General features: G+C 27.7%; 14 protein-coding genes. 11 read left to right on the forward strand and 3 right to left on the reverse strand.

What is annotated here, in order from left to right; genetic code table 11:
• Window positions 1–221: 221 nt before the first annotated feature.
• Both J1C67_RS08925 and J1C67_RS08930 read left to right on the forward strand, forming a co-directional pair.
• A complete protein-coding gene (locus J1C67_RS08925; protein ID WP_167867543.1) occupies window positions 222–1,721 on the forward strand; it encodes a UDP-glucose--hexose-1-phosphate uridylyltransferase in 1,500 nt (499 codons plus the stop codon).
• A 117-nt stretch (window positions 1,722–1,838) separates the two neighbouring features.
• Window positions 1,839–2,360: an aldose epimerase family protein gene (locus J1C67_RS08930; RefSeq protein WP_167867561.1), complete on the forward strand. Its 522-nt coding sequence runs from the start codon at window positions 1,839–1,841 to the stop codon at window positions 2,358–2,360.
• 196 nt (window positions 2,361–2,556) lie between these two features.
• Here J1C67_RS08930 and J1C67_RS08935 read toward each other — a convergent pair whose 3' ends face one another.
• Window positions 2,557–3,870 carry a VTT domain-containing protein gene (locus J1C67_RS08935; protein ID WP_167867542.1) on the reverse strand — a complete coding sequence of 438 codons (1,314 nt, stop codon included), beginning with the start codon at window positions 3,868–3,870 and terminating at the stop codon, window positions 2,557–2,559.
• Between the two features lie 153 nt (window positions 3,871–4,023).
• On the opposite strand from J1C67_RS08935, the gene J1C67_RS08940 reads away from it, so the two are divergent.
• Both J1C67_RS08940 and J1C67_RS08945 read left to right on the forward strand, forming a co-directional pair.
• Window positions 4,024–6,513, forward strand: coding sequence for an SEL1-like repeat protein (locus tag J1C67_RS08940; protein ID WP_167867541.1), 2,490 nt, complete (start codon window positions 4,024–4,026; stop codon window positions 6,511–6,513).
• A 540-nt stretch (window positions 6,514–7,053) separates the two neighbouring features.
• Window positions 7,054–8,727: a ribonuclease J gene (locus J1C67_RS08945; RefSeq protein ID WP_089966756.1), complete on the forward strand. Its 1,674-nt coding sequence runs from the start codon at window positions 7,054–7,056 to the stop codon at window positions 8,725–8,727.
• Between the two features lie 133 nt (window positions 8,728–8,860).
• Here the strand turns inward: J1C67_RS08945 and J1C67_RS08950 are convergent, their stop codons facing one another.
• Window positions 8,861–10,327 carry a SulP family inorganic anion transporter gene (locus tag J1C67_RS08950; protein WP_167867540.1) on the reverse strand — a complete coding sequence of 489 codons (1,467 nt, stop codon included), beginning with the start codon at window positions 10,325–10,327 and terminating at the stop codon, window positions 8,861–8,863.
• Between the two features lie 301 nt (window positions 10,328–10,628).
• Between J1C67_RS08950 and J1C67_RS08955 the strand changes: the two genes are divergently transcribed.
• The 6 genes from J1C67_RS08955 (at window position 10,629) to J1C67_RS08980 (ending at window position 17,440) form a co-directional block, all read left to right on the forward strand.
• The gene (locus tag J1C67_RS08955) at window positions 10,629–10,952 is read left to right on the forward strand and encodes an ArsR/SmtB family transcription factor (RefSeq protein WP_167867539.1); all 324 of its coding nucleotides are present in this window, start codon (window positions 10,629–10,631) and stop codon (window positions 10,950–10,952) included.
• 27 nt (window positions 10,953–10,979) lie between these two features.
• Window positions 10,980–11,351: an arsenite efflux transporter metallochaperone ArsD gene (gene arsD / locus J1C67_RS08960; protein ID WP_167867538.1), complete on the forward strand. Its 372-nt coding sequence runs from the start codon at window positions 10,980–10,982 to the stop codon at window positions 11,349–11,351.
• A 17-nt stretch (window positions 11,352–11,368) separates the two neighbouring features.
• Window positions 11,369–13,114: an arsenical pump-driving ATPase gene (gene arsA, locus J1C67_RS08965; RefSeq protein ID WP_167867537.1), complete on the forward strand. Its 1,746-nt coding sequence runs from the start codon at window positions 11,369–11,371 to the stop codon at window positions 13,112–13,114.
• Between the two features lie 98 nt (window positions 13,115–13,212).
• The gene (locus J1C67_RS08970) at window positions 13,213–14,850 is read left to right on the forward strand and encodes an FAD-dependent oxidoreductase (protein WP_167867536.1); all 1,638 of its coding nucleotides are present in this window, start codon (window positions 13,213–13,215) and stop codon (window positions 14,848–14,850) included.
• Window positions 14,851–14,981: 131 nt separating this feature from the next.
• Window positions 14,982–16,037, forward strand: coding sequence for an ACR3 family arsenite efflux transporter (arsB, locus tag J1C67_RS08975; RefSeq protein WP_167867535.1), 1,056 nt, complete (start codon window positions 14,982–14,984; stop codon window positions 16,035–16,037).
• Window positions 16,038–16,369: 332 nt separating this feature from the next.
• Window positions 16,370–17,440: a diguanylate cyclase gene (locus tag J1C67_RS08980; protein ID WP_167867534.1), complete on the forward strand. Its 1,071-nt coding sequence runs from the start codon at window positions 16,370–16,372 to the stop codon at window positions 17,438–17,440.
• 231 nt (window positions 17,441–17,671) lie between these two features.
• Here the strand turns inward: J1C67_RS08980 and J1C67_RS08985 are convergent, their stop codons facing one another.
• Window positions 17,672–18,850, reverse strand: coding sequence for a cation diffusion facilitator family transporter (locus J1C67_RS08985; RefSeq protein ID WP_167867533.1), 1,179 nt, complete (start codon window positions 18,848–18,850; stop codon window positions 17,672–17,674).
• 529 nt (window positions 18,851–19,379) lie between these two features.
• On the opposite strand from J1C67_RS08985, the gene mprF reads away from it, so the two are divergent.
• A complete protein-coding gene (gene mprF / locus J1C67_RS08990) occupies window positions 19,380–21,971 on the forward strand; it encodes a bifunctional lysylphosphatidylglycerol flippase/synthetase MprF (RefSeq protein WP_167867532.1) in 2,592 nt (863 codons plus the stop codon).
• Window positions 21,972–22,602: the final 631 nt, after the last annotated feature.

Here is a 22,602-nt window from a genome sequence, read left to right on the forward strand (position 1 = left end):
AATATTTACTAAAATTATTGACAAATAGTAAAGAAATTACTAAAATTACAAGTATAAAGTTTTAAGTAAACATTTACGAAGAGGGTGGATAAAATGATTAATGAATTAAAAGGTTATTTAGAAGTATTTGGTAAATTAATTAACGCTTCTAATGTTCCCTTAAGGGATGATTATAAAGTAACAGGAATATAATTAGAGAAATATAATATTGGAGGGGACGTATGGTTAATATATTTTTAGAAATAGATAAGTTGCTTAAATATAGTATTAGTAAGGAATTAATTGAAAAAGATGATGAAATTTTTACTAGAAATAGAATATTAGATTTTTTATCCTTAGAATCTTATGAATGTAATGGTGAAGTTTATGATGAAAAGCTTCATATTATATTAGAAGAAATGACTAAATGGGCAATTGATAAAAATATTATAGAAGAGGGATCAATTGTTTTAAATGAGTTATTCCAAAGTAAGATAATGGCATGCATAGTAGATAGACCATCAAATATTATTAAGAAGTTTAATGAAAAGTATTTAATGGAGCCTACCAAAGCTACAGAATATTTTTATAACTTAAGTAAATACTCTAATTATATAAGAACTAATGATGTAAAGAAGGATTTAAAGTGGAAACATAATACAAGCTATGGGGAATTAGATATTACTATAAATTTATCTAAACCAGAAAAGAACCCAAAGGCTATTATGCAAAGCAAAAATATAAAATTATCTAATTATCCAAGTTGTTTACTTTGCAAGGAAAATGAAGGGTACTCGGGAAGAGTTAATCATCCAGGGAGAGGTCATCATAGAGTAATTCCTCTTAGATTAAATAGTGAAAAATGGTTTATGCAGTATTCTCCATATGTTTACTACAATGAGCATTGTATAGTGTTTAAAGGTGAACATGAGCCTATGAAAATAACAGGAGATACCTTTAAGAGGTTAGTAGACTTTGTATCAGATTTCCCACATTATTTTATAGGATCTAATGCAGATTTACCTATAGTTGGTGGGTCGATATTATCTCATGATCATTTTCAAGGTGGTAATTATCCATTTGCAATGAGTAATGCTAAAGAAGAAGTAGAGTTTGATATTAATAGATTTACTGGAGTGAAGGCATGTATTTTAAGTTGGCCTATGTCTGTTGTAAGAATAAAAAGTGAAAATAAAAAAGAATTAGTTTCCTGTGCTAGCTTTATATTAGAAAAATTTAAGCTATATGAAGATAAAGAAATAGATGTAATAGCATTTACAGGTAAGGAACCTCATAACACAATAACTCCTATTTGTAGAAAAAGAGATAAACTATTTGAGTTAGATTTAGTTCTTAGAAATAATAGAACTACAGAAGAATATCCAGAGGGAATATTCCATCCACATAAAGAGCTACATCATATTAAAAGAGAAAATATAGGATTAATTGAAGTTATGGGACTCGCTGTTCTTCCATCAAGATTAAAAATTGAAATGGAAGAAATTAAGGAAGTATTAGTAGGAAACAAAAATTTAGAATCTATACAGCCTAATGATGAACTATTTAAACATAAGGTCTGGATAGAAGAGCTTATAAATAAATATGGAATAATTAATAATGATGCTACTGAGGAGATCTTGAAAAAAGAAATAGGTAATAAATTCGCAGAAGTACTTAAGGATTCAGGATTATTTAAAAATAATGAAGAATCTAAAATTAGATTTATAAAATACCTAAATTAAGGTGGATTAGATAGTGGAAAAAACAGATTAGAATGTGATTAGTTATTCCAAAACTATAACCCAAACAGTGGTCATGGTGGAAAAGAAGGGTTTGATAAAAAAATTGGAAAGTAAAAAATTACTTCTAATAATGAGTGTAGATTAGAGCTTAAATATTATAGTGAAGATGGGGAAGAGGGTTACCCTGGTAATGCAGAAAAATATTTAGAAATAGATGAAACAGGGGCTATAACAGGAAAAGCTATAAGTTGCGAAAATACAGATTTTGATTTTAGAGGTAAGAAAGAAATAGGAAAAGATATTAATGCCAGTGACAGGCAATTAGAACTTAGAAATGGATATGATTATCCTTTTATATTTAATGATAACAAAGGATATATAGTTCTAGAAGACAGAGAAAGTGGTAGAGGATTAAAAGTAGAGACAAATAATTCATCAGTTGTAATATATACAACTAATTACCCAGGAAATAAACAATTAACGACAGGAGAAATGCTAAAGGTTAGAGGCGTAATTTGTCTAGAAACACAAGAACCTCCAATAGAAAGTAACGGAATGTTTATAAAGGACTCAACATTAGTGAAAAATAAAAAGTATTCAAAAGAAACAAAATATAAATTTTATAATAATATTACCTAATCTAATTAAGTTGTTTAAATTACCTAATTGGATATAGCAATGAGTAAAAGCGATATGAGTGCCTTAATTAAGTAAAATAAAAAAACAAGTCAAGTGATAATGTGTATTGACTTGTTTTTTTGCATATAATTTATGCTAATCAACTATTTATTAAGTTTTTAAGAAAGATATTAACTATTACATTAGGCTTGATAATTTAATAGCTTTTTATATTGTGTGATTGTATTTGCATTTGTATTTTAGGCATTATACGATATATTTCTAATAAGATTATATTTATAGTCAACCATACTCCTCCAAAAATATATCCTGCATAAACATCACTTGGATATTCAGTCTGAAAAAATAGAGGATTTAATCCTGATAGTATGCAGATAAGTAAAGTCGCAAATATGATAGGAGTTCCAATCCAAGTTCTTTTTGTATGGCGTAGTAGAATAAAAGCAAAAAAACCAAATGCAACAATTGATATTAAGGATTGATTACTTGGAAAAGTATATTGAACACTTCCAAGTAAAGGTGGTCCCAAACGTCTATAAATATTTCTTAATATAAACTGAATAATTTCACCACCGCAGATTACTATAAGCAAAAAACGAATTTCAAGAAATGGATCTATGTTCTTTATAATAATCCATATACACATGATAAGAGTTAAGGGTATTAATATTTTAATGGAAGTTAGCATTCTAAATAAACCCATCCAATAAGACCATTCTTTAGTGAAAATAGCTTTTACTAAAGATGATACAATAGTATCAAATTGCTCAAATTCGTGTGCTAAATAATCTTGTGTTACACCAATAATAAGAGCGAAAAAACCAAAGAAAGCAACTGTTATCATAGCTATTGCAATACGTATTTTGCCTAAAGAATGAAATGCAATAATAGTTCTATAAAGCGTTTTATGAATAAGTTCTATCATTTGAGTTTTATGACGCTTATAAGCATAAAAAATTATAAAAATGAAAGCAATAATTAAACTGCCAATAATAATATATTTTTTTATATAACTATGAAATTCAACCCAATTTGGTCCAAGAAAATTACCTAAGGAAATAAAAGTAGCAGTCCATATAAAAGCTCCTATATATGCGGGAAAAGCAAATTTTTTATAGGATATTTTAGTTATTCCTGAAAAATATCCAGTAATATGTCTAACTCCAGGGATAAAATAAGCTAATATCAATAATTTATTACCATAGGATTCAAACCATGCTGAGGTTTTTTCAAATTTATCTGGTCCAAGGTGAATATAGGAACCATATTTTTTGAAAAATTCTGATCCTAATTTAGTACCGACAAAATAAGATATTGTAACGCCTAATATTACACCAGAGGTAGCTACAAGAATACTAATAGTTAAATTCATTTTAGACTCATAAACAAGAAAACCACAATAAGTCATTAGAAGCTCTCCAGGTAGAGGAAGTGCAATCAACTCAAGGACTAAAGAACAAAATAAAATTATATATCCATAATTATTAACTAATTCAATTATATAATTCAAAGTATCACATCCTAATTTTAATTATATTTAAACATTATTATCATTATCATTATTACGATATAATATTCTTCCCTAGGATATTTTTTTAGTTCTAGCATTTAGGTTTTTATAATAAAATATAGTAGTATTAAAATTAAACTCAGCGGGGGAAGAATGACGTATAAATTAGACTATAATTTTTTAAGACTAGAATATAAGGATTTATACAATGCAATTATAGAAATTGAGGAAGAGACGGATTTAGAAGTAATATGCAAAAGTATTTTAAAACTACTTAAAGATATAATAGAAATAATCTATAAAAGTAATAAAATGATTTTAAGTAAAGATGCTTTAATAGGGGAAAGCATTAAGGAGCTAGAGAATAAAAAGATAGTTCCTACTGAAATTATAAGTATACTTAAGACTTTTGAAGAAGAGATGAATTTTTTTATAAATCAACCAAAGGAGCTTAGTGAAGGGGATTCAAATAAGCATATCTCAAATGAGGATTTCACTAAAATATATGAGGTTGCTGTATGGCTTGTTATAAATTATGGTGAGGAAAATTATTCTTTGTTCATTAGTAAGCTTAATTTAAAGGAAAAGGTGATATTTAGTAGAGAACTGCAAAATTATAAAAAAGATAAATTTAATAGAGAAGAGCAAGATGATGATATTGAAAATACTAACGAAAAACAAAACTATGAAATAGATGAAGAAATAGATGAGGGAATAGATGATTATGAATTAGCGGAACTTGTTAATATAGGGGAAAATTATTATTTTGGAAGGGGAATAGATAAGGACGTTTATAAGGCAAGAAAATATTTTCAAAAAGCTGCTACCTTAGGAAATGAATATGGAGAAGTGTATTTAGGTCTTTTCTATGAAAAAGGACTTGGGGGAGAATTAGATATAGAGAAAGCTATGTATTGGTATAAAAAAGCAGCTATTAAAGAAAATGCATTTGCTCAATATTCAATGGGTTGTATATATTTTAATGGTGAAGGAATAAATCAAAACTATGAGTATTCTTTTAATTGGTATAAGAAATCAGCAGAAAATGGATTTGCAGCAGCTCAACATGCATTATCATATTTATATAAAATGGGAGATGGTTGTGAAGAGAGTATTTTTAAAGCTTATTATTGGTTAGAAGAGGCTGCAGAAAATGGCTTTGAAGATTCGTTTTATGTGCTAGGTGAATCTTATTTTGAAGGTGCTTATGTAGAATTAAACTATAAAAAGGCATATAAGTATCTATCAAAAGCGGCTAAAAACCAAAATGAAAAAGCACTAGAAAGATTAGGGGATATGTATTACTCTGGATTCTATGTTGATGAAGATAAAAAAAAGGCTTTTAAGTTATATAAAGACAGCATAGACCTTGGAAATACAGAATTATATTATAAGCTTGGAAAAATATATGAAGAAGAGGGTAAGTATAAAACGGCTATTAATTATTATAAAAAAGGTCATGAAAAAAATGATGTTAGAGCAACTCAAAAGCTAGGTGTTATGTACTATAATGGAGATTTAGTTGAAAGAGATGTTAAAAAATCTTTAGAATATATGGAAATAGCATCTAAAGGAAAGGAACCTCATTCTTTATATGTAATGGGAGTTGCCAGTTTAAATAGTTCTAAAGAAAAGGCTATGGAATATTTAAAAGAAGCTTATAAATTAGGGTCAATATATGCAGCAGAAGCTTTAGCAAGTGAATTATTAATAGAAGTTTTAAATGATAAGAAAGTAGATGAAAAGGAACTTTTGAAATATATAAAAAAAGCTATGGATGGAGATTTAGAAGACGGAATTTATTATTATGGTCTAGTTAATGCTTATGGAATAGGCATGAAAAAAAATAATGAAGATGCTTTTAAATATTTTAAAATTGCTGCAGAAAAGGGCTGTGAAAAAGCAATAATTAAAATTGCTAATTGGTATAAGCATGGAATCTATGTTAAGCCAAATACTTATGAAGCAATAAAATGGTATAAAAAAGCAGCGGAAAAATTTAATAGTGAAGCAATTTCCAGTATAATTGAAATATATGAAAAAGGAATAGGAATAGAGGCTGATTATAAAAGAGCTTTTGAAGGGGTAAAGCTTTTGAGAGAAGCTAATATAGTAGAAGGTAATTTGAGAATGGCTTACTATTATATGGAAGGGATAGGAACAGAAGTAGACATTGAAAAGGCAGAGGAAATTATAGCAGAAACAATGGAATTAGATGAAGGGCAAACTCTTAAATTTCTAGGGGAATTAGTTGAGAGTGGAATATATATAAAGGGTAAAACTAAAGCTATAACTTACTATCTTCAAGCAATAGAAAGTGGCTGTAGTGAAGCAAAGTATAATATAGAATATTATTTATATAAAAATAATAATGGAATAAAATATGATGAAATTTATGAATGCCCACTGCAAATAGGAAAGGAGTTCTATTTAAAATCTATAAAAATATTTAATGCTGGAAAAGAAAGAGAAAATACTATGGAGATAGAAAAAGGAATAAGAGAATTAAAAAGAAGTGTTAAGAAAGGGTTTTATCTAGCTATTTTTGAAATAATAAAATACTATGAAGCAGAAGAACCAACAAGAGAAAATTTAATTAATTTAAGCAAGTATAAAGAAAAAGCTGTTTATTATAATATATAAGTGATATTCAAAAAAAAAATAACAAGCCAATATGCTAGTCTATTTTGCACCATATTATCTATATGGAAGCAAAAAAAATATACATAGCACCTTGGTTTGTTATTTTTTTAGGCTTTTAGCTATAATTTTTATAGCTTAGTGGCCTTATTTAGGGATAAAGTTGATTATATATATTATAATGTGTATAATATTAATGATAGTAAAAGAAGTTTAATGGATATATTTCAATGTATAAAAAGATAACTATATTTATTAAAGTTTTTTTAGAATTATTACAGTAAAACTACACTAAATCAATGCTTCACACAATTACTATAATTTTCTAATTAGCATATAGTTAGATGTTAATTAGGTTTTGTAAAAATGAAGATGCCTAAGGGATATTCAAAAAAATAACAAGTCAGAATCTTTGACTTGCTATTTTATTTTACCTCCTTTAGCAATTTTAAAAAAATTTGTAGAAAAAATATTAAATGTTTAGAAAATAAGAAGTTTAGATAACGGTTTCTAAGAGAAACTAGTTATCGAATTGGAGGAGAAATGAAAAATATAAATAAGATAAATAATATAAAAATCATACCCTTGGGTGGATTAGGTGAAATAGGAAAAAATATTACGGCAATAGAGTACGGAGAAGAAATAATAATAATCGATTGTGGGTTTACATTCCCAGATTCAGAAATGTATGGAATAGATATTGTTATTCCGGATGTAAAATACTTAGTAGATAATAAAGAAAAAATAAAAGGGTTTTTCATAACTCATGGACATGAAGATCATATAGGGGCACTACCATATGTATTGCAACAAATTAATTTCCCTGTATACGGGACTCAATTAACAATGGCTTTAGTTGAGAGTAAGTTAATAGAACATAAAATGCTTGATATTTGCGAATTAAATGTAATAAATCCAAATGATATATTGCAAATAGGAGATTTAAAAGTTGAATTTATTAGAACAAACCACAGTATAGCTGATAGTTGCTCTATTGCGATTCATACTCCTTTAGGCATAATTTTCCACACTGGAGATTTTAAAATAGATTTTACACCAATTGATGGGAAAATAATAGATTTAGCTAGATATGCAGAACTTGGTAAAAAAGGCGTGTTATTGCTTATGGCAGATAGTACAAATGCTATTAATCCAGGATATACAATGTCTGAAATGACTGTTGGAGAAACTCTAAATAATCTATTTGGTAAATGCACTGGGAGAGTTATAGTAGCTACTTTTGCATCTAACATTCATAGACTGCAACAAATTATAAATTCATCTCAAAAGTATGGAAGAAAGATAGCTTTTAGTGGTAGAAGTATGGAGAGAATATCAGAGATAGCTATAAACCTAGGATACTTAACTATACCAGAAGGTACTTTGATAGATTTAAAGGATATCAAATTATACAATAATAATAAAATTACTATTGTTACAACAGGAAGCCAAGGAGAGCCAATGGCGGCACTTACTAGAATTGCAGCTTCAAGTCATAGAAGTATAAATATTGAAAAAGATGATACAGTAATAATTTCTGCAACTCCAATACCTGGTAATCAAAAACCTGTATCAAAAGTTATAAATGATTTAACTAGAAAAGGTGCTAATGTTATATATAAGTCTATAGAAGAGATTCATGTTTCTGGGCATGCATGTCAAGAAGAACTAAAATTAATTCATAGCTTATTAAAACCTAAATTCTTTATGCCAATTCATGGTGAAACTAAGCACTTAATACAGCATGGAAAAATTGCTGAAGAAATGGGTTTAAATAAATCAAATATATTTATTATAGAAAATGGAGATATTTTAAACTTAACAAAAAAGAGCGCTCGTGTTACAGGTAAGGTTCATTCAGGAAAGATATTAATAGATGGAAGTGGAATTGGTGATGTAGGAAACGTAGTACTAAGAGATAGAAAATATTTATCACAAGATGGTATTATAACTATAGTAGTTGTTATAGATAGAGAAAGCCAGGCTATTTTATCAGGACCTGATGTAGTTACAAGAGGATTTATATATGTAAGAGAGTCAGAGGAATTAGTGAAAGATATAAGATTTGTGGCAAATAAAACTATAGAAAAGTGCATAAATAGTGATATTACACAATGGTCACAAATAAAAAGAAATATGAGAAATGATATTAGTTTCTTCATATATGGTAAAACAAAAAGAAATCCAATGATTATTCCAATTATAATGGAAGTATAATATTTCAAATACTTAAAATATAAATTGCAAATAAAAAAGGTATATAGGTTTTTAACCTATATACCTTTTTTGAATTAGGAGAGTTTGAATAAATAGTAAGTCAGATATGATAGTCTATTTATTTTAATTTATCTTAGTGTTCAGATACAACTTCTAATCCACCAGGCTTATTATATATAGCTATTTTATCAATTAAAGCTAAACATTCAGGTCTCATACCTAATAAATTAGTTTTAACTCCATTTTTATGGAATTTGATAACTACTTTATCAATAGCGTCTACTGCCGATTCATCCCATACTTTAACATGAGAAAGGTCTATGTTAACTAAGTCAATTTTTTCTGTATAATTAAAACTATGAATGAATTTAAGTGTAGAAGCAAAGAACAGTTGCCCTTTAACTTCGTATGTTACTATATCAGATTCATTAGTAGCTAGATTAACCTGTATATCTGATATTTTAGATGCAAAGAAAATAGAACTTAAAATTATTCCAACTATAACTCCATAAGCTAAATTATGAGTTAGTACAACCACTATAACAGTTGAAATCATTACAAAAGTATCTGCTTTTGGGACCTTTGCAATTCGTTTTATAGATTCAAAGTTAAATGTACTAATTGATACAACAACCATTACTGCACCTAGTGCAACTACTGGAATTTGTACTACAAATTTATTTAAAACTATTACTGATATTAACATAGAGGTTCCAGCTGTAAGCGTAGATAATCTACCTTTTCCACCGTAATTTTGATTTATTATAGTTTGTCCGATCATTCCACAACCAGCGATTCCGCCAAAGAAACCAGCAGCTATATTTGCAAGGCCTTGTCCAACACATTCTTTGTTTTTATTGCTTTTTGTATCTGTTAAATCATCAACTAATTGAGCTGTTAATAAAGATTCTACTATACCGACTAGTGAAAGTGATAGTGAGTAAGGTAATATTATACTTAGTGTTTCCATATTGAAAGGTATAGTAGGTATTAAGAACTTAGGTAAATCACTTGTTATTCTTCCCATGTCACCAAGTGTAGTAACATCTATTTTAAATATTACAACTATTAAAGTAACTGTCATTATTGATACTATAGGTGATGGGATAGCTTTTGTTAATTTAGGTAATAAATATATTACTGCTATTCCTAGTGCACCTAATAAAATTAAAACAAATGACCCTTTAAAGTGGTTTAATTGTGATTGAAACATCATTATACCTAAAGCATTAACAAATCCAATCATAACAGGTTTTGGTATAAACTTTAATAAGTTACCTATTTTAAGAAATTCAAGTATTAGTTGGAAAACACCTGTAAGTATTGTTGCAGCTAACATATATTCTATTCCATGGCTTTTCACTAAACTAGCTAATACTAATGCCATTTCACCCGCAGCCGCAGAAATCATACCTGTTCTACCACCAAAAATTGATATTATTAGAGAAATGCAAAATGATGAATATACTCCAACCATAGGATCAACACCAGCTACTATAGAAAATCCTATTGCCTCTGGTATTAAAGCCATACATACAACTATTCCGGCTAGTAAATCACCTTTAACATTTCCAAACCATTCTTCTCTTAAGTTATTCATTTAATTCCTTCTTTCGTTTCAGGTATATTTAAAAAATAACAAGAAAATGTACATATCACCTGACTTGTTGTTTTAAAAAAGTGTCATTGTATATATTAGAGGAAAATTTGATATACATCAAGTATTACTAAATAGTATTTTTTTTATTCACAATATTAAAGTTATTGCATAATAATAAACTATATAGATAATAACAAATATGAAAGTTAAGGTGATGTTAAATTAGTTAAGTTAAATTGACATATATATAATATCAGAATATATTGTATATAGAATAGTATCTATATAGGAGGGCTAATAGGTGGAGAAAAAATATGAGGATAATGCAAAAATAGTAAAAGCACTATCAGACGGAAATAGAATGAAAATAGTTGATATTTTATCATGTGGTGAAAAATGTGCCTGTGATATTTTAGAACATTTTGAATTTACTCAGCCAACACTTTCACATCATATGAAAGTATTAATGGAGTGTGGGGTAGTCAGTTCTAGACGTGAGGGATTATGGACATATTATTCTTTAAATATTGTTAATTGTAATAAGTTAATATTTTTCATTATGAATCTTGTTACAGATACTGAAGATTGTGTGTGCAAAAATAAATCTAAATGTGAATGTAAATAAAAAATAAGTATAAAGGGGTTAAAAATTATGAGAAAAATGATTATATTTGAACCAGCTATGTGTTGTTCAACAGGAGTTTGTGGTCCTGGAGTTGATCAAAATCTATTAAGAGTTTCAACAGTTTTAAATAGCTTGAAAAACAAGGGGATAATAGTAGAAAGATATAACTTATCAAGTAATCCACAAGCTTTTGTAGATAATAAAGTTATTAATGAAATGTTAAATACTAAAGGAATAGATATTTTGCCTGTTGTTATGGTAGATGGAGCGGTTGTTAAAATCGCTGATTATCCTAGTAATGAAGAGTTTTGTAAAATGTTAGATATACCAGAAAATTATATTAAAACAACTCTGAAAATAAAATCAAGTGGCTGTGGATGTAAAGGTGGATGCTGCTAAGAAAGGGGATAAATTAAATGAGTAAACTATTTAATTTAAATGATATAAAGCTAACTAAATATCTGTTTTTTACAGGTAAAGGTGGAGTTGGAAAAACTTCAACAGCTTGTGCTACAGCAATTACTTTAGCAGATTTAGGCAAAAGAATAATGCTTGTTAGTACAGACCCAGCCTCTAATCTTCAAGATGTATTTAATAGGAAATTAAATAATAAGGGTGTAGAGATAAAGGAAGTTCCAAACCTTGTAGTAGCTAATTTTAACCCAGAAGAAGCTGCAAGTGAGTATAAAGAAAGTGTAGTTGGACCATATAGGGGAAAGCTTCCAGAAGTAGTTATTAAAAATATGGAAGAGCAACTTTCAGGTTCTTGTACAGTAGAAATAGCTGCCTTTAATGAGTTTTCTAATTTTATTACTGATGAAAAAGTAGAGGCAGAATTTGATCATATAATATTTGATACTGCACCAACTGGGCATACTTTAAGAATGTTACAGTTACCGTCAGCTTGGAGTAATTTTATTAGTGACAGCACTCATGGAGCATCTTGTCTTGGGCAACTTGCTGGTTTAGAAGATAAAAAAGAAATTTATAAAAATGCAGTAAATACTTTAGCGAGTAAGGATTTGACAACACTTATTTTAGTTACAAGACCTGAAGAATCACCTTTAAAGGAAACTAAAAGAGCATCAGCAGAGCTTAAAAATATAGGTGTAAATAATCAAATACTTGTAATAAATGGAGTTATGCAAAGTCATGATGATAAGCTATCAACTTCATTATATGAAAAACAACAAAAGGCTTTAGAGAATATTCCAGAGGATTTAAAAACATTAATTACCTTTGAAATTCCGTTAAGACCTTATAATATAACAGGCCTTGAAAATATAAGAGCCTTTTTAAAAGAAGACAATATTAAATATAGTGAAAACAAGTTAGAAGTTACAGAAATACCTAAACTAAAAAATGTAATTGATGACTTATATAACAGTAACAAAAAAGTTATATTTACAATGGGAAAAGGTGGTGTAGGAAAGACTACAATTGCGGCAACTATTGCTTTAGGGTTAGCTGGCAGAGGAAAGAAGGTTCATTTAACAACCACAGATCCGGCAGCACATTTAAAATTTGTACTAGATGAAGGTTTAGGAATTAGAATAAGTAATATAGATGAAAAAGAAGAACTTGAAAAATATAAAAAAGAAGTATTAGGTAAAGCTTGCGACACTATGAGCGATGAGGACCTTGAGTATGTTGAGGAGGATTTAAGAAGCCCATGTACTCAAGAAATAGCAGTATTTAGAGCTTTTGCAGAAATAGTTGAAGGATCAGGTGATGAAGTAGTTGTTATTGATACAGCACCAACAGGACATACGTTATTACTTTTAGATTCTACTCAAAGCTATCATAAAGAAATACAGCGTTCACAAGGAGATATACCAGAATCAGTGAAAAAATTATTACCTACTCTTAGAAGTGAAAAAGATACAGCAGTAATAATAGTAACTTTAGCAGAAACAACTCCAGTTTATGAGGCATTAAGGCTACAAGAAGATTTAAAAAGAGCAGGACTTCATAGTAAATGGTGGATCATTAATTCAAGTATGTATGCAACAAATACAACAAATAAAGTGTTAAAAGCAAAAGCTAGTAATGAAATTCAATGGATTAATAAGGTTAATGAAATTTCAAATGGGAATTTTGCTATTATAGATTGGAAACCAAAGGACGTAAAGGGAAATGAACTAAGAGATTTATTAAAGTAAGTTGAAAATCATTAGGCATTTGAAAAAATAACAAGTGAAAATTCTATGCATAGGGAAATGTTATTTTTGAAAATGCCTAAATTAAAGGAGTGTTAGATATGAGGATACTAGTTATTGGTGCAGTAGCTGCGGGTACATCGGCAGCAGCAAAGGCACGTAGAAATAATGATGATGCAGAAATTGTAATATACGAAAGAGATAATGATATATCTTATTCAGGTTGTGGACTTCCTTATTATATAGGTGGTGAAATAGAGGATATTTCAGAACTTACACCAAGAGATTCTAAGTTTTTTAAGAAGAAATATAATGTTGATGTTTTAACAGGTCATGAAGTTTTAAATATAAATCCAAACACTAAGGAACTAACTGTTAAGAATTTAAATACACAAGAAATATTTGTGGATAAATACGATAAATTAATACTTGGAACAGGGGCAATTCCTTTTATGCCTAGTATTAAAGGTATAAAAAATGAAAATGTATTTTTTCTAAGAAATGTTCAAAGTGCTAGAAACATTAGAGGTTTTATAGAAAATAATAAACCAAAGCATGCAGTAATAGTAGGTACTGGATTTATTGGCTTTGAAATGCTTGAGAATTTAATGGATACTGGAGTAAATGTTACTGTTGTTGAAAAACAAGGTAAGATAACTCCAAACTTAGATGAGGATATGGCTACATTCTTAGAAAAAGCATTAATTAAAAAGAATATATCAATAATAAAAAATGCTGATATTATTGAAATTTTAGAAAATAAAGTTTTGCTTGAAGATGGAACTGAAATAAAGAGCGATATGGTTATTATGGCTACAGGGGTTAAGCCAAATGTTAGTTTAGCTAAAGAAGCTGGAGTGGAGATTGGAATAACGGGAGCTATAAAGGTAGATACTTCAATGAAAACAAATATAGCAGATATATATGCTTGCGGAGATTGTATAGAAACTTTCTCATCTATAACAGGAAAAGCAGTATATAGACCACTTGGATCAACTGCAAACAAAACAGGTAGAATAGCAGGTGATGTAGTAACTGGTGGGAAGTTAAGATATAGGGGGAATTTAAGCACAGGAATATTTAAGTTGTTTGATATGACTATAGGAACCACAGGGTTATCTGAAAAGGAGGCATTAGAAGAAGGTTATGAAATAGTAATGTGCCATAATATTAAACCAGATAAACCATCTTACTTTAAAGGCAAGGAAATGGTTATTAAGGCAATAGCAGATAAGAAAACTGAAAAAATACTAGGTGTTCAAATAGTTGGATATGAAGGTGTAGATAAGAGGTTAGATGTATTTGTTACATTAATAACTTATGGAGCAAAGGTTGATGAGTTATTCCATTTAGATTTAGCTTATGCACCACCATTTTCAACTACAAAAGACCCAGTACATTATACAGGAATGATACTTGATAATGCACTAAATAATAATAGACCTATAATTACATCGAAAGAGGCTCAAAGATTAATAGATAAGGGAGAAAATATTCAAGTTATAGATGCAAGGGTAAGTAAACAATATGATGAAAATCATGTTTATACAGCAATAAATATACCTCATAGTAAATTAAGAAATGAACTTAAAACTTTAGACAAAAATGTACTCACTGTAACTTACTGCAATAAAGGGGTCACTGGTAATGCAACTCAAAATATATTAATAAACCATGGGTTTAAGAATGTTTGTAACCTTTCTGGTGGTCATAAATTCTATAAATCCACTAAAAAGTGAAAGCAAAATTAATAAATTAATAAATTAATAAATTAATATTGAGGAGCTTCAAAAAATAACTAGTCATATTGTAGTTTATTTTCTTTCAGCTCCATTGAAAGAGAAAAATGAAATTTAAGGGGGATAAAGACATGTCACAAAATAAAGAAGTAAAAGAAAAGGGATTAGGTATATTCGAAAAATATTTAACACTATGGGTTGGGGCTTGTATAGTTGTAGGAATATTACTGGGGCAGATTTTACCTATTATACCAAAGACCTTAAGTAAATTTGAATATTATAATGTATCAATACCAGTAGCTATTTTAATATGGCTTATGATTTACCCAATGATGTTAAAAATTGATTTTACAAGCATAGTAAATGCTACAAAAAAGCCAAAAGGGCTTATAGTTACATGTGTTACAAATTGGTTAATAAAACCTTTTACAATGTATGCAATTTCAGCATTGTTTTTCTATGTAATATTTAAAAACTTCATTACACCAGATTTAGCTAAAGAATATTTAGCTGGAGCCGTATTACTTGGAGCAGCACCTTGCACTGCAATGGTATTTGTATGGAGTCATTTAACTAAAGGAGATCCAGCTTATACATTAGTACAAGTCGCTGTAAATGACTTAATAATATTAATAGCATTTGCGCCAATAGTAGGATTTTTACTAGGAGTTGGAGATGTTATAGTACCGTGGAGTACACTAATTCTTTCAACAGTATTATTTGTAGTAATTCCTTTAGCACTTGGATATGTTACTAGAACATTAGTAATTAAAAATAAAGGATTAGATTATTTTCAAAATACATTCTTAAAGAAATTTGATAATCTAACAATAATAGGATTACTTTTAACTTTAATAATTATATTCTCATTCCAAGGGGATACAATATTAAACAACCCGTTACACATACTATTAATAGCAGTTCCATTAACATTACAAACTTTTTTAATTTTTGGGATTGCATATGGATGGGCTAAACTTTGGAAGTTACCACACAATATAGCAGCACCAGCAGGAATGATTGGAGCGAGTAATTTCTTTGAACTTGCAGTTGCAGTATCCATATCATTATTTGGATTACAATCAGGAGCAACATTAGCTACAGTTGTAGGGGTACTAGTTGAAGTACCAGTTATGCTTACACTTGTTAAAATAGCAAATAATACTAAGGGCTGGTTTAAGGAATAAGGCATAGCTGAATAGAAAGCAGTATAATAAGGAATCGTAATAAATAGCTAGCTATTTATTACGATGTCATAAGCTGGTATAAGATGATTAAAGTCATTTTATAGTGGCTTATTTAAATTTATTTGGAGATGACTTACAAGTAAATTTAAATTGAGTGATATATAATGAATATCACTAGCTCAATCAGGTAATGATAAATAACTAGTAGGAATGATATCTTGGATTAAACAAGATATATTAATGCCTTACGGGTAGAACGAAATTTTGTGTATTACTCTATTTTAAAAAAACATGCTTAATACACGGTAAACTCTGTTTGGAGGTGAAGTTTAATGCTTAAATCATTATTTGTAAATTCTACTATACTTATATCATTTTTATATTTAGGCAATCAAATATTAAAAAAAGAAAAAATTAATTTAAATTCAAAATTACAAGAAAAAATTTTATTAGGGTCTTTATTAGGTATAACTGGTTGTGTTTTAATGTTTTACAGCATACAGTTATCTGAAGATTCAATTATGGATTTTAGAACAATTACAATGATAATATCATCAATTTATGGTGGATTTATATCAACAATTATAACAGCATTTATAATCATAGTGTTTAGACTTAGCTATTACGGAATAAGTACAGCCTCTTTAGTAGCGACTTATGATATATGTATATTATTGTTTCTTTTCACTTTTATATCGAAATGTAAAATAAGTTTTTTAAAAAAATATATTACAATGAGTATATTTAACATAGTTTCTTTAATAATAGCATTTTCTATATTATTAAAAGATATAAATGTTCTTACAATAGCTTTAAGAAACCTTATTTTTTCAACAACATTTTTATCTGGTATAGTTTATTACAATTTGATTTATATATCTAAAACTAATGAATTATATAGAAAATTAAATTATGATGCTAAAAAGGATTTTCTTACAGGGCTTAATAATGTAAGAACCTTTGATAATATATTGAACAAATTAATAAATAATGCAATAGAGAAAGAGGAGAGATTATCTATACTTATGATAGATATAGATTTTTTTAAAAATATTAATGATAATTACGGTCATTCTTCAGGAGATTTAGTTTTAAAGCAACTTAGTAATATTTTAGTGAGTTCTTCTAGAAGCTTTGATGTTGTATCAAGAAATGGAGGCGAAGAGTTCACGGTGATTTTATTAGATTGTAATTGCATACATGCAGCGACAATTGCTGAAAGAATAAGAAAGAATGTAGAGGAGTATATTTTTTCTGTTGAGGGTAATAGAGCGATTAATATAACTGTTTCAATAGGCATAAGTTCTTATCCAGATATAACCATCAATGTTAATGATCTTTTAACCCAAGCTGATGATGCACTATATTTAGCAAAACGGACTGGAAGAAATAAAGTGTGCTAGGTAAGGGATTATAAAATAGAAAATAGAAAATAAGAATACTGATTAGTTATCTATTTGGAAATAACTTAAAGGTACTATTTTAAGTTTAACAACTTAAAATAGTACCTTAGTTTATTATTAGGAACATTTAAAAAACAGACTAGAATATTAAATTGCTATTTTAAAAAACATTCCTCATATAAATGGAAATAGTATCTTTATTGAGTTTAAGCATCTCCAAATAAATAGTATTTAGATATAATCGTAATCTACAGTTATTACGCAATTATAGTGATTATGAACTTCTTTTATAGAAGTTTTAATTTCATCAATTAATTTTTCCTCAGAAAGTTCTGATTTTGAATCCTTATTGCTAACAACAATATCAAATATTAAGTTTTTAATATCCCCATCTCCAACTATTCTAAAGTCGTGTAGTGATTTTATGCATGAGTGTTTTCTTAGAACTGTTTCTACATAATCTCTTGTTTCTCTTATTTCATCTGTAACAATACAAATAGGATCCATGTGTATAACTAAGTGAAGGTTAAGTTTTTTTGATACTTCCCTTTCTGCATTATCAATGACATTATGTATTTCCATAATGTCAATATCAGAAGGTATTTCTGCATGAACAGAAGCAATAACTCTTCCAGGTCCGTAGTTATGAATTATTAAATCATGGACTCCTGAAATCATATCATAAGATAATATCATTTCTTGTAGACTACTAACTAAAACAGGGTCTGGAGCTTCACCAAGTAGTGGATTAAGTGTTTCACGAACAAGGCTAAATCCAGCATATAAAATTGCAAGAGCAACTAAAACACCAATGTATCCATCAATAGGTAGTGTTGTAAACTTAGCTAATAAGAATGAAAGAACAACAGTACTTGAAGTGAAAACATCTCCTAAAGCATCTGTAGCAGAAGCTTTTAAAGCTGAAGAATTAATTTTATTGCCAATAAATTTGTTGAATAAAGATAACCAAAATTTAAAACTTATTGAAATTAATAATAAAATAAAGGGTATTAATTCAAAAGTTATAGTTTCTGGGTTTAAAATTCTTTGAACTGATGATTTTACAAATTGAATTCCTACAAACATTACCAAAAAAGCAACGATTAAGGCTGAAATATATTCAAATCTACCATGTCCAAAAGGATGCTCGGCATCAGGTGGTTTATTTGCCATTTTAAAACCTGCTATAGTAATAACAGAAGAAGCTGCATCAGATAAATTGTTAAAGGCATCAGCAGTAATAGCTATAGAGCCAACTAACATACCAACAAAGAATTTAAGTATAAATAACATGGAATTAATAATAATACCAACTATCCCGCCTAAGGTACCATAAGAATTACGAACTTTATTATTTTTAACATTTTCATTATCCTTAACAAAGAATTGAACTAAAAAATTCGAAAACATAAAAATCCTCCTATTTATATAAGTATTATATGGAAGTAACTAATAAATCATTCTAGTTTTAGAGTATAAATAATGATTTTACTTCAAAATAATTATTTAATCAAATTTTATTAATTATAAAATAAACAAAATGCATAATACATGTAAAATATAGTATAATATGTAGTGATATTATTTGGAATTGTCAAATACTTAAGGAATTGAAAGAAAATAATAATTCAAAGATTCTTATGATATACGAAAGATACATTAAGTATTAGTAATATTGGACATACTAATTCGAGAGGTATTAATTGAAATAAGTAAACTTTTTCATAACCCTTAAGGAAAAATTAAGGTAAATTTAAGAAAGCGAGTTAATTAGAATATATTATACTAATGAATGGCTATATTGCTTGATTTATAATAGATATAAACCTTGTTATTAATTATTTGTTTCTTAATATTTAATATGTTATAGGGTGCACTTAAAAAAGTGTATGGCAAATGATGTTATAATTAAGTTAGAAAATGAAAATGGAGGAAAAATATGAAATTAAGGTTAAATAATAAAATAAAGTTATGGTTAAAAGTAATATTTATATTAATAGTTTTGGGAATAGTAGTTAAAGAATTTAGCGGTATTATAGGTAGTTTTAATAGTAATACATTTTCTATGTATGCAAGTGAGTTAACATTTTGGGATATAGTAATTGTTTTAGCTTTAGGATTAATTTCATTTGTACCACTTACATTTTACGATTTAGTATTAAAGAAGAAGATTAAAATAAAGTTAAAAAGTAAAAAGCTATACAAGTATTCTTGGATAGCAAGTTCGGTATCTAGCATGGTTGGGTTTGGGGGAGCGTCAGCTATAGCTTTAAAAAGTCATTTTTATGGAAAGCATGTTAAAGATAAGAATGTTTTAGTTAAAGAAATATCAAAAAATGTTGCATTAAACTTAACAGGATTTTCCATGGTTTGTTTTGTGTACACGATCTTTAATGTTCAAAGTTTGAGACAGTTAAATTTAATAAAGGTAGCAATTGTTTTTATAGGAATGTATTTACCTATATTAGTTATATATTTAATATACAAATACTTTAAATATAAGGATAAAGAAGAAACAATATATACATTTAAAATAATATTTATATCATTATCAGAATGGATAACTACAGTAACATTAATTTATGGAATATTAGTTGTACTTGGATGTGGAGTATCACTATTCGAAATTTTCCCTATATTTGTTAGTGCAGTTGTTGTAGCTATGATAAGTATGGTTCCAAGTGGAATTGGAACATTTGATTTAACATTATTAATAGGTCTTGAGAAATACAATGTACCATCAGAAAAAGTATTATTAGCTATAGTTTTATATCGATTTAGCTATTATTTAGTACCTTTGATTATAGGTGCAGTTATGTATTTACATGAATCATATAAAAAGATTGATGATGATTTAAGAAATACTATAGAAGCTATAACAGCTAATATTTTTCATTTTTTATTAATATGTTTAGTTTTATTAGCAGGTTCAGTTTTATTATTATCAGAAGCAGTTCCAGGTATATTTAGAAGAATAGCGCTAGTACATAAAATATTTGATTTCTCTATTATTTATATATCTAAGGATTTATCAATAATAATAGGATTCTTATTAATTGCAGTTTCTATGGCAATTATTTATAAATCTAAAAAGATTTATAAATTAACAATAATTTTAGTAGTACTTGGAGCAGTATTATCTTTAATAAAAGGCTTTGATTATGAGGAAGCTATTTATTTAACTTTAGTTGCAATTGCACTGCTGCTTAGTAAAAAGAGATTTTATAGAGAAGGATTTATAATGACATGGGGAAGGATTCTACGGGATTTTATAATATTATTATTTTTCCAAGGCGTTTATTTAACAGTAGCTTATTTAAGCTTAAAGGGATTAACAAAGAGATTTTCTATACTAGCAGAGTGTGGGAAACTTACTAGGAATCATACAATTAGGGTGTTAGTAATAAGTTGTGTTGGATTTTGTATAGCTTTAGCATTTTTAGGAATATTACATTATTTAAGTAAGTTTAATAAGTTCCCTAAAATGGAACTTAGCGAATGTGAAGATAAAGTAAAAGCGATTTTTCAAAAGTATAAGGGAACACAAGTAAGCCATTATATTTTTTTAAAAGATAAATTTGTTTATATAAATAAAGATAATGATGTAATGTTACAGTATCAGATGTATGCAGATAAAATTATTATACTTGGAAATCCCGTTGGAGATGAAAGTAAGTTCTTTGAATTTATACAAGAATTTTATGATTTAGCTGATACTTATGGATATACTCCAGTATTTACTGCAATAGATAGTAGCATGATACCTTATCTTCATTCAACAGGATATCAATTTATTAAGTTAGGTGAGGATGCAAATGTGGATATTAGAAATGATTTTACATTAGAAGGTAGTAAAAGAAAAACTATAAGAAATGCAGTAACAAGAGCAGAAAAGCAAGAATATACTTTTTCTGTTGTACATCCACCATTTACAGCAGATTTTATTGATCAAATAAAAAGTGTATCAGATGAATGGCTTGGAGGCCGAAAAGAAAAAGGATTTTCTATAGGCTTTTTTGATGAGGATTATTTAAGCAGAGGAAACATAGCAATAATTAAAGATAAAAATAGTATAATAAAAGGCTTTGCTAATATAATACCTATGTATGATAAAAAAGAAACCTTGTCTATTGATTTAATGAGATTCTCAAAATGTCCTTTTAATGGGGTTATGGATTTTATGTTTGTAAATTTATTTAAATATGGTAAAGAAAATGGTTATAGTAAATTTAATATGGGAATGGCGCCACTTTCTAATGTAGGAATATCTAAATATTCATTTACAAGTGAAAAGGTTGCATATCAAGTTTATTTACATGGTCAACATTTTTATTCATTTAAAGGATTAAAAAAATTCAAAGAAAAATATGCTGATACATGGGAAAACCGATATATGGCATATAGAAGAAATACATCCCTTATATTTACTATGATTCAAACAATATTATTAGTTTCCAAAGTTAAAAAGACATCAGATAAAAAGACTAACTATATATGTTTTAATAAAGAATCTAAATCATTAAATAAATAATTATGGCAATGAAGATTGAATACTTATTAATAATAAATTCTAAAAAATGGATATGTTTTTAAATTAATTGCCTAAGAATTAAATGCAAATACAGAAGAAATTTTAGACTTTGATTTAGCTCTTTATAAATATAAAAAAGCGTGTTGAATAGGAAGGAATAATAAAAAGTAGTATAAGTAAGCTCTTATAAGATGATTAAAGTCATTTTATAGGAGCTTTTATATATAGTTTAGATATAATCATAATCTACAGTTATAACACCATTATAATCAGAATGAACTTCCTTTATAGAAGTTTTAATTTCTTTAATTTCAGCTGTAACTACACAAATTGGATCTATGTGTATAACTAAGTGAAGATTAAGTTTTTTTGATACTTCTTTTTTGCATTATCAATGACATTGTGTATTTTCATAATATCATTTCTTGTAAATCACTAACCAAAATTTAAAACCGGCTATAGTAATGACAGAAGAGGTAGCATCAGATAAATTATTGAAAGTATCAGCAATAATAGATATAGATTCAACGACCATATCAACAAAAAAATTAATCATAAAATATATAAGACATGTATAATATATTTTATGATTTGAAATTGGCGAATGCTTAGGGTTAGTAACATTGGATAT

Source organism: Clostridium gasigenes, from assembly GCF_017348895.1.
Classification (GTDB): domain Bacteria; phylum Bacillota; class Clostridia; order Clostridiales; family Clostridiaceae; genus Clostridium; species Clostridium gasigenes.

What these genes read in the sequence shown, in the direction of transcription:
- J1C67_RS08925 (WP_167867543.1), top strand. Translation starts at nt 222, where the DNA reads ATGGTTAATATATTTTTAGAAATAGATAAGTTGCTTAAATATAGTATT.
- J1C67_RS08940 (WP_167867541.1), top strand. Translation starts at nt 4,024, where the DNA reads ATGACGTATAAATTAGACTATAATTTTTTAAGACTAGAATATAAGGAT.
- J1C67_RS08945 (WP_089966756.1), top strand. Translation starts at nt 7,054, where the DNA reads ATGAAAAATATAAATAAGATAAATAATATAAAAATCATACCCTTGGGT.
- J1C67_RS08950 (WP_167867540.1), bottom strand. Translation starts at nt 10,327, where the DNA reads ATGAATAACTTAAGAGAAGAATGGTTTGGAAATGTTAAAGGTGATTTA.
- arsD (WP_167867538.1), top strand. Translation starts at nt 10,980, where the DNA reads ATGAGAAAAATGATTATATTTGAACCAGCTATGTGTTGTTCAACAGGA.
- arsA (WP_167867537.1), top strand. Translation starts at nt 11,369, where the DNA reads ATGAGTAAACTATTTAATTTAAATGATATAAAGCTAACTAAATATCTG.
- J1C67_RS08970 (WP_167867536.1), top strand. Translation starts at nt 13,213, where the DNA reads ATGAGGATACTAGTTATTGGTGCAGTAGCTGCGGGTACATCGGCAGCA.
- arsB (WP_167867535.1), top strand. Translation starts at nt 14,982, where the DNA reads ATGTCACAAAATAAAGAAGTAAAAGAAAAGGGATTAGGTATATTCGAA.
- J1C67_RS08980 (WP_167867534.1), top strand. Translation starts at nt 16,370, where the DNA reads ATGCTTAAATCATTATTTGTAAATTCTACTATACTTATATCATTTTTA.
- J1C67_RS08985 (WP_167867533.1), bottom strand. Translation starts at nt 18,850, where the DNA reads ATGTTTTCGAATTTTTTAGTTCAATTCTTTGTTAAGGATAATGAAAAT.
- mprF (WP_167867532.1), top strand. Translation starts at nt 19,380, where the DNA reads ATGAAATTAAGGTTAAATAATAAAATAAAGTTATGGTTAAAAGTAATA.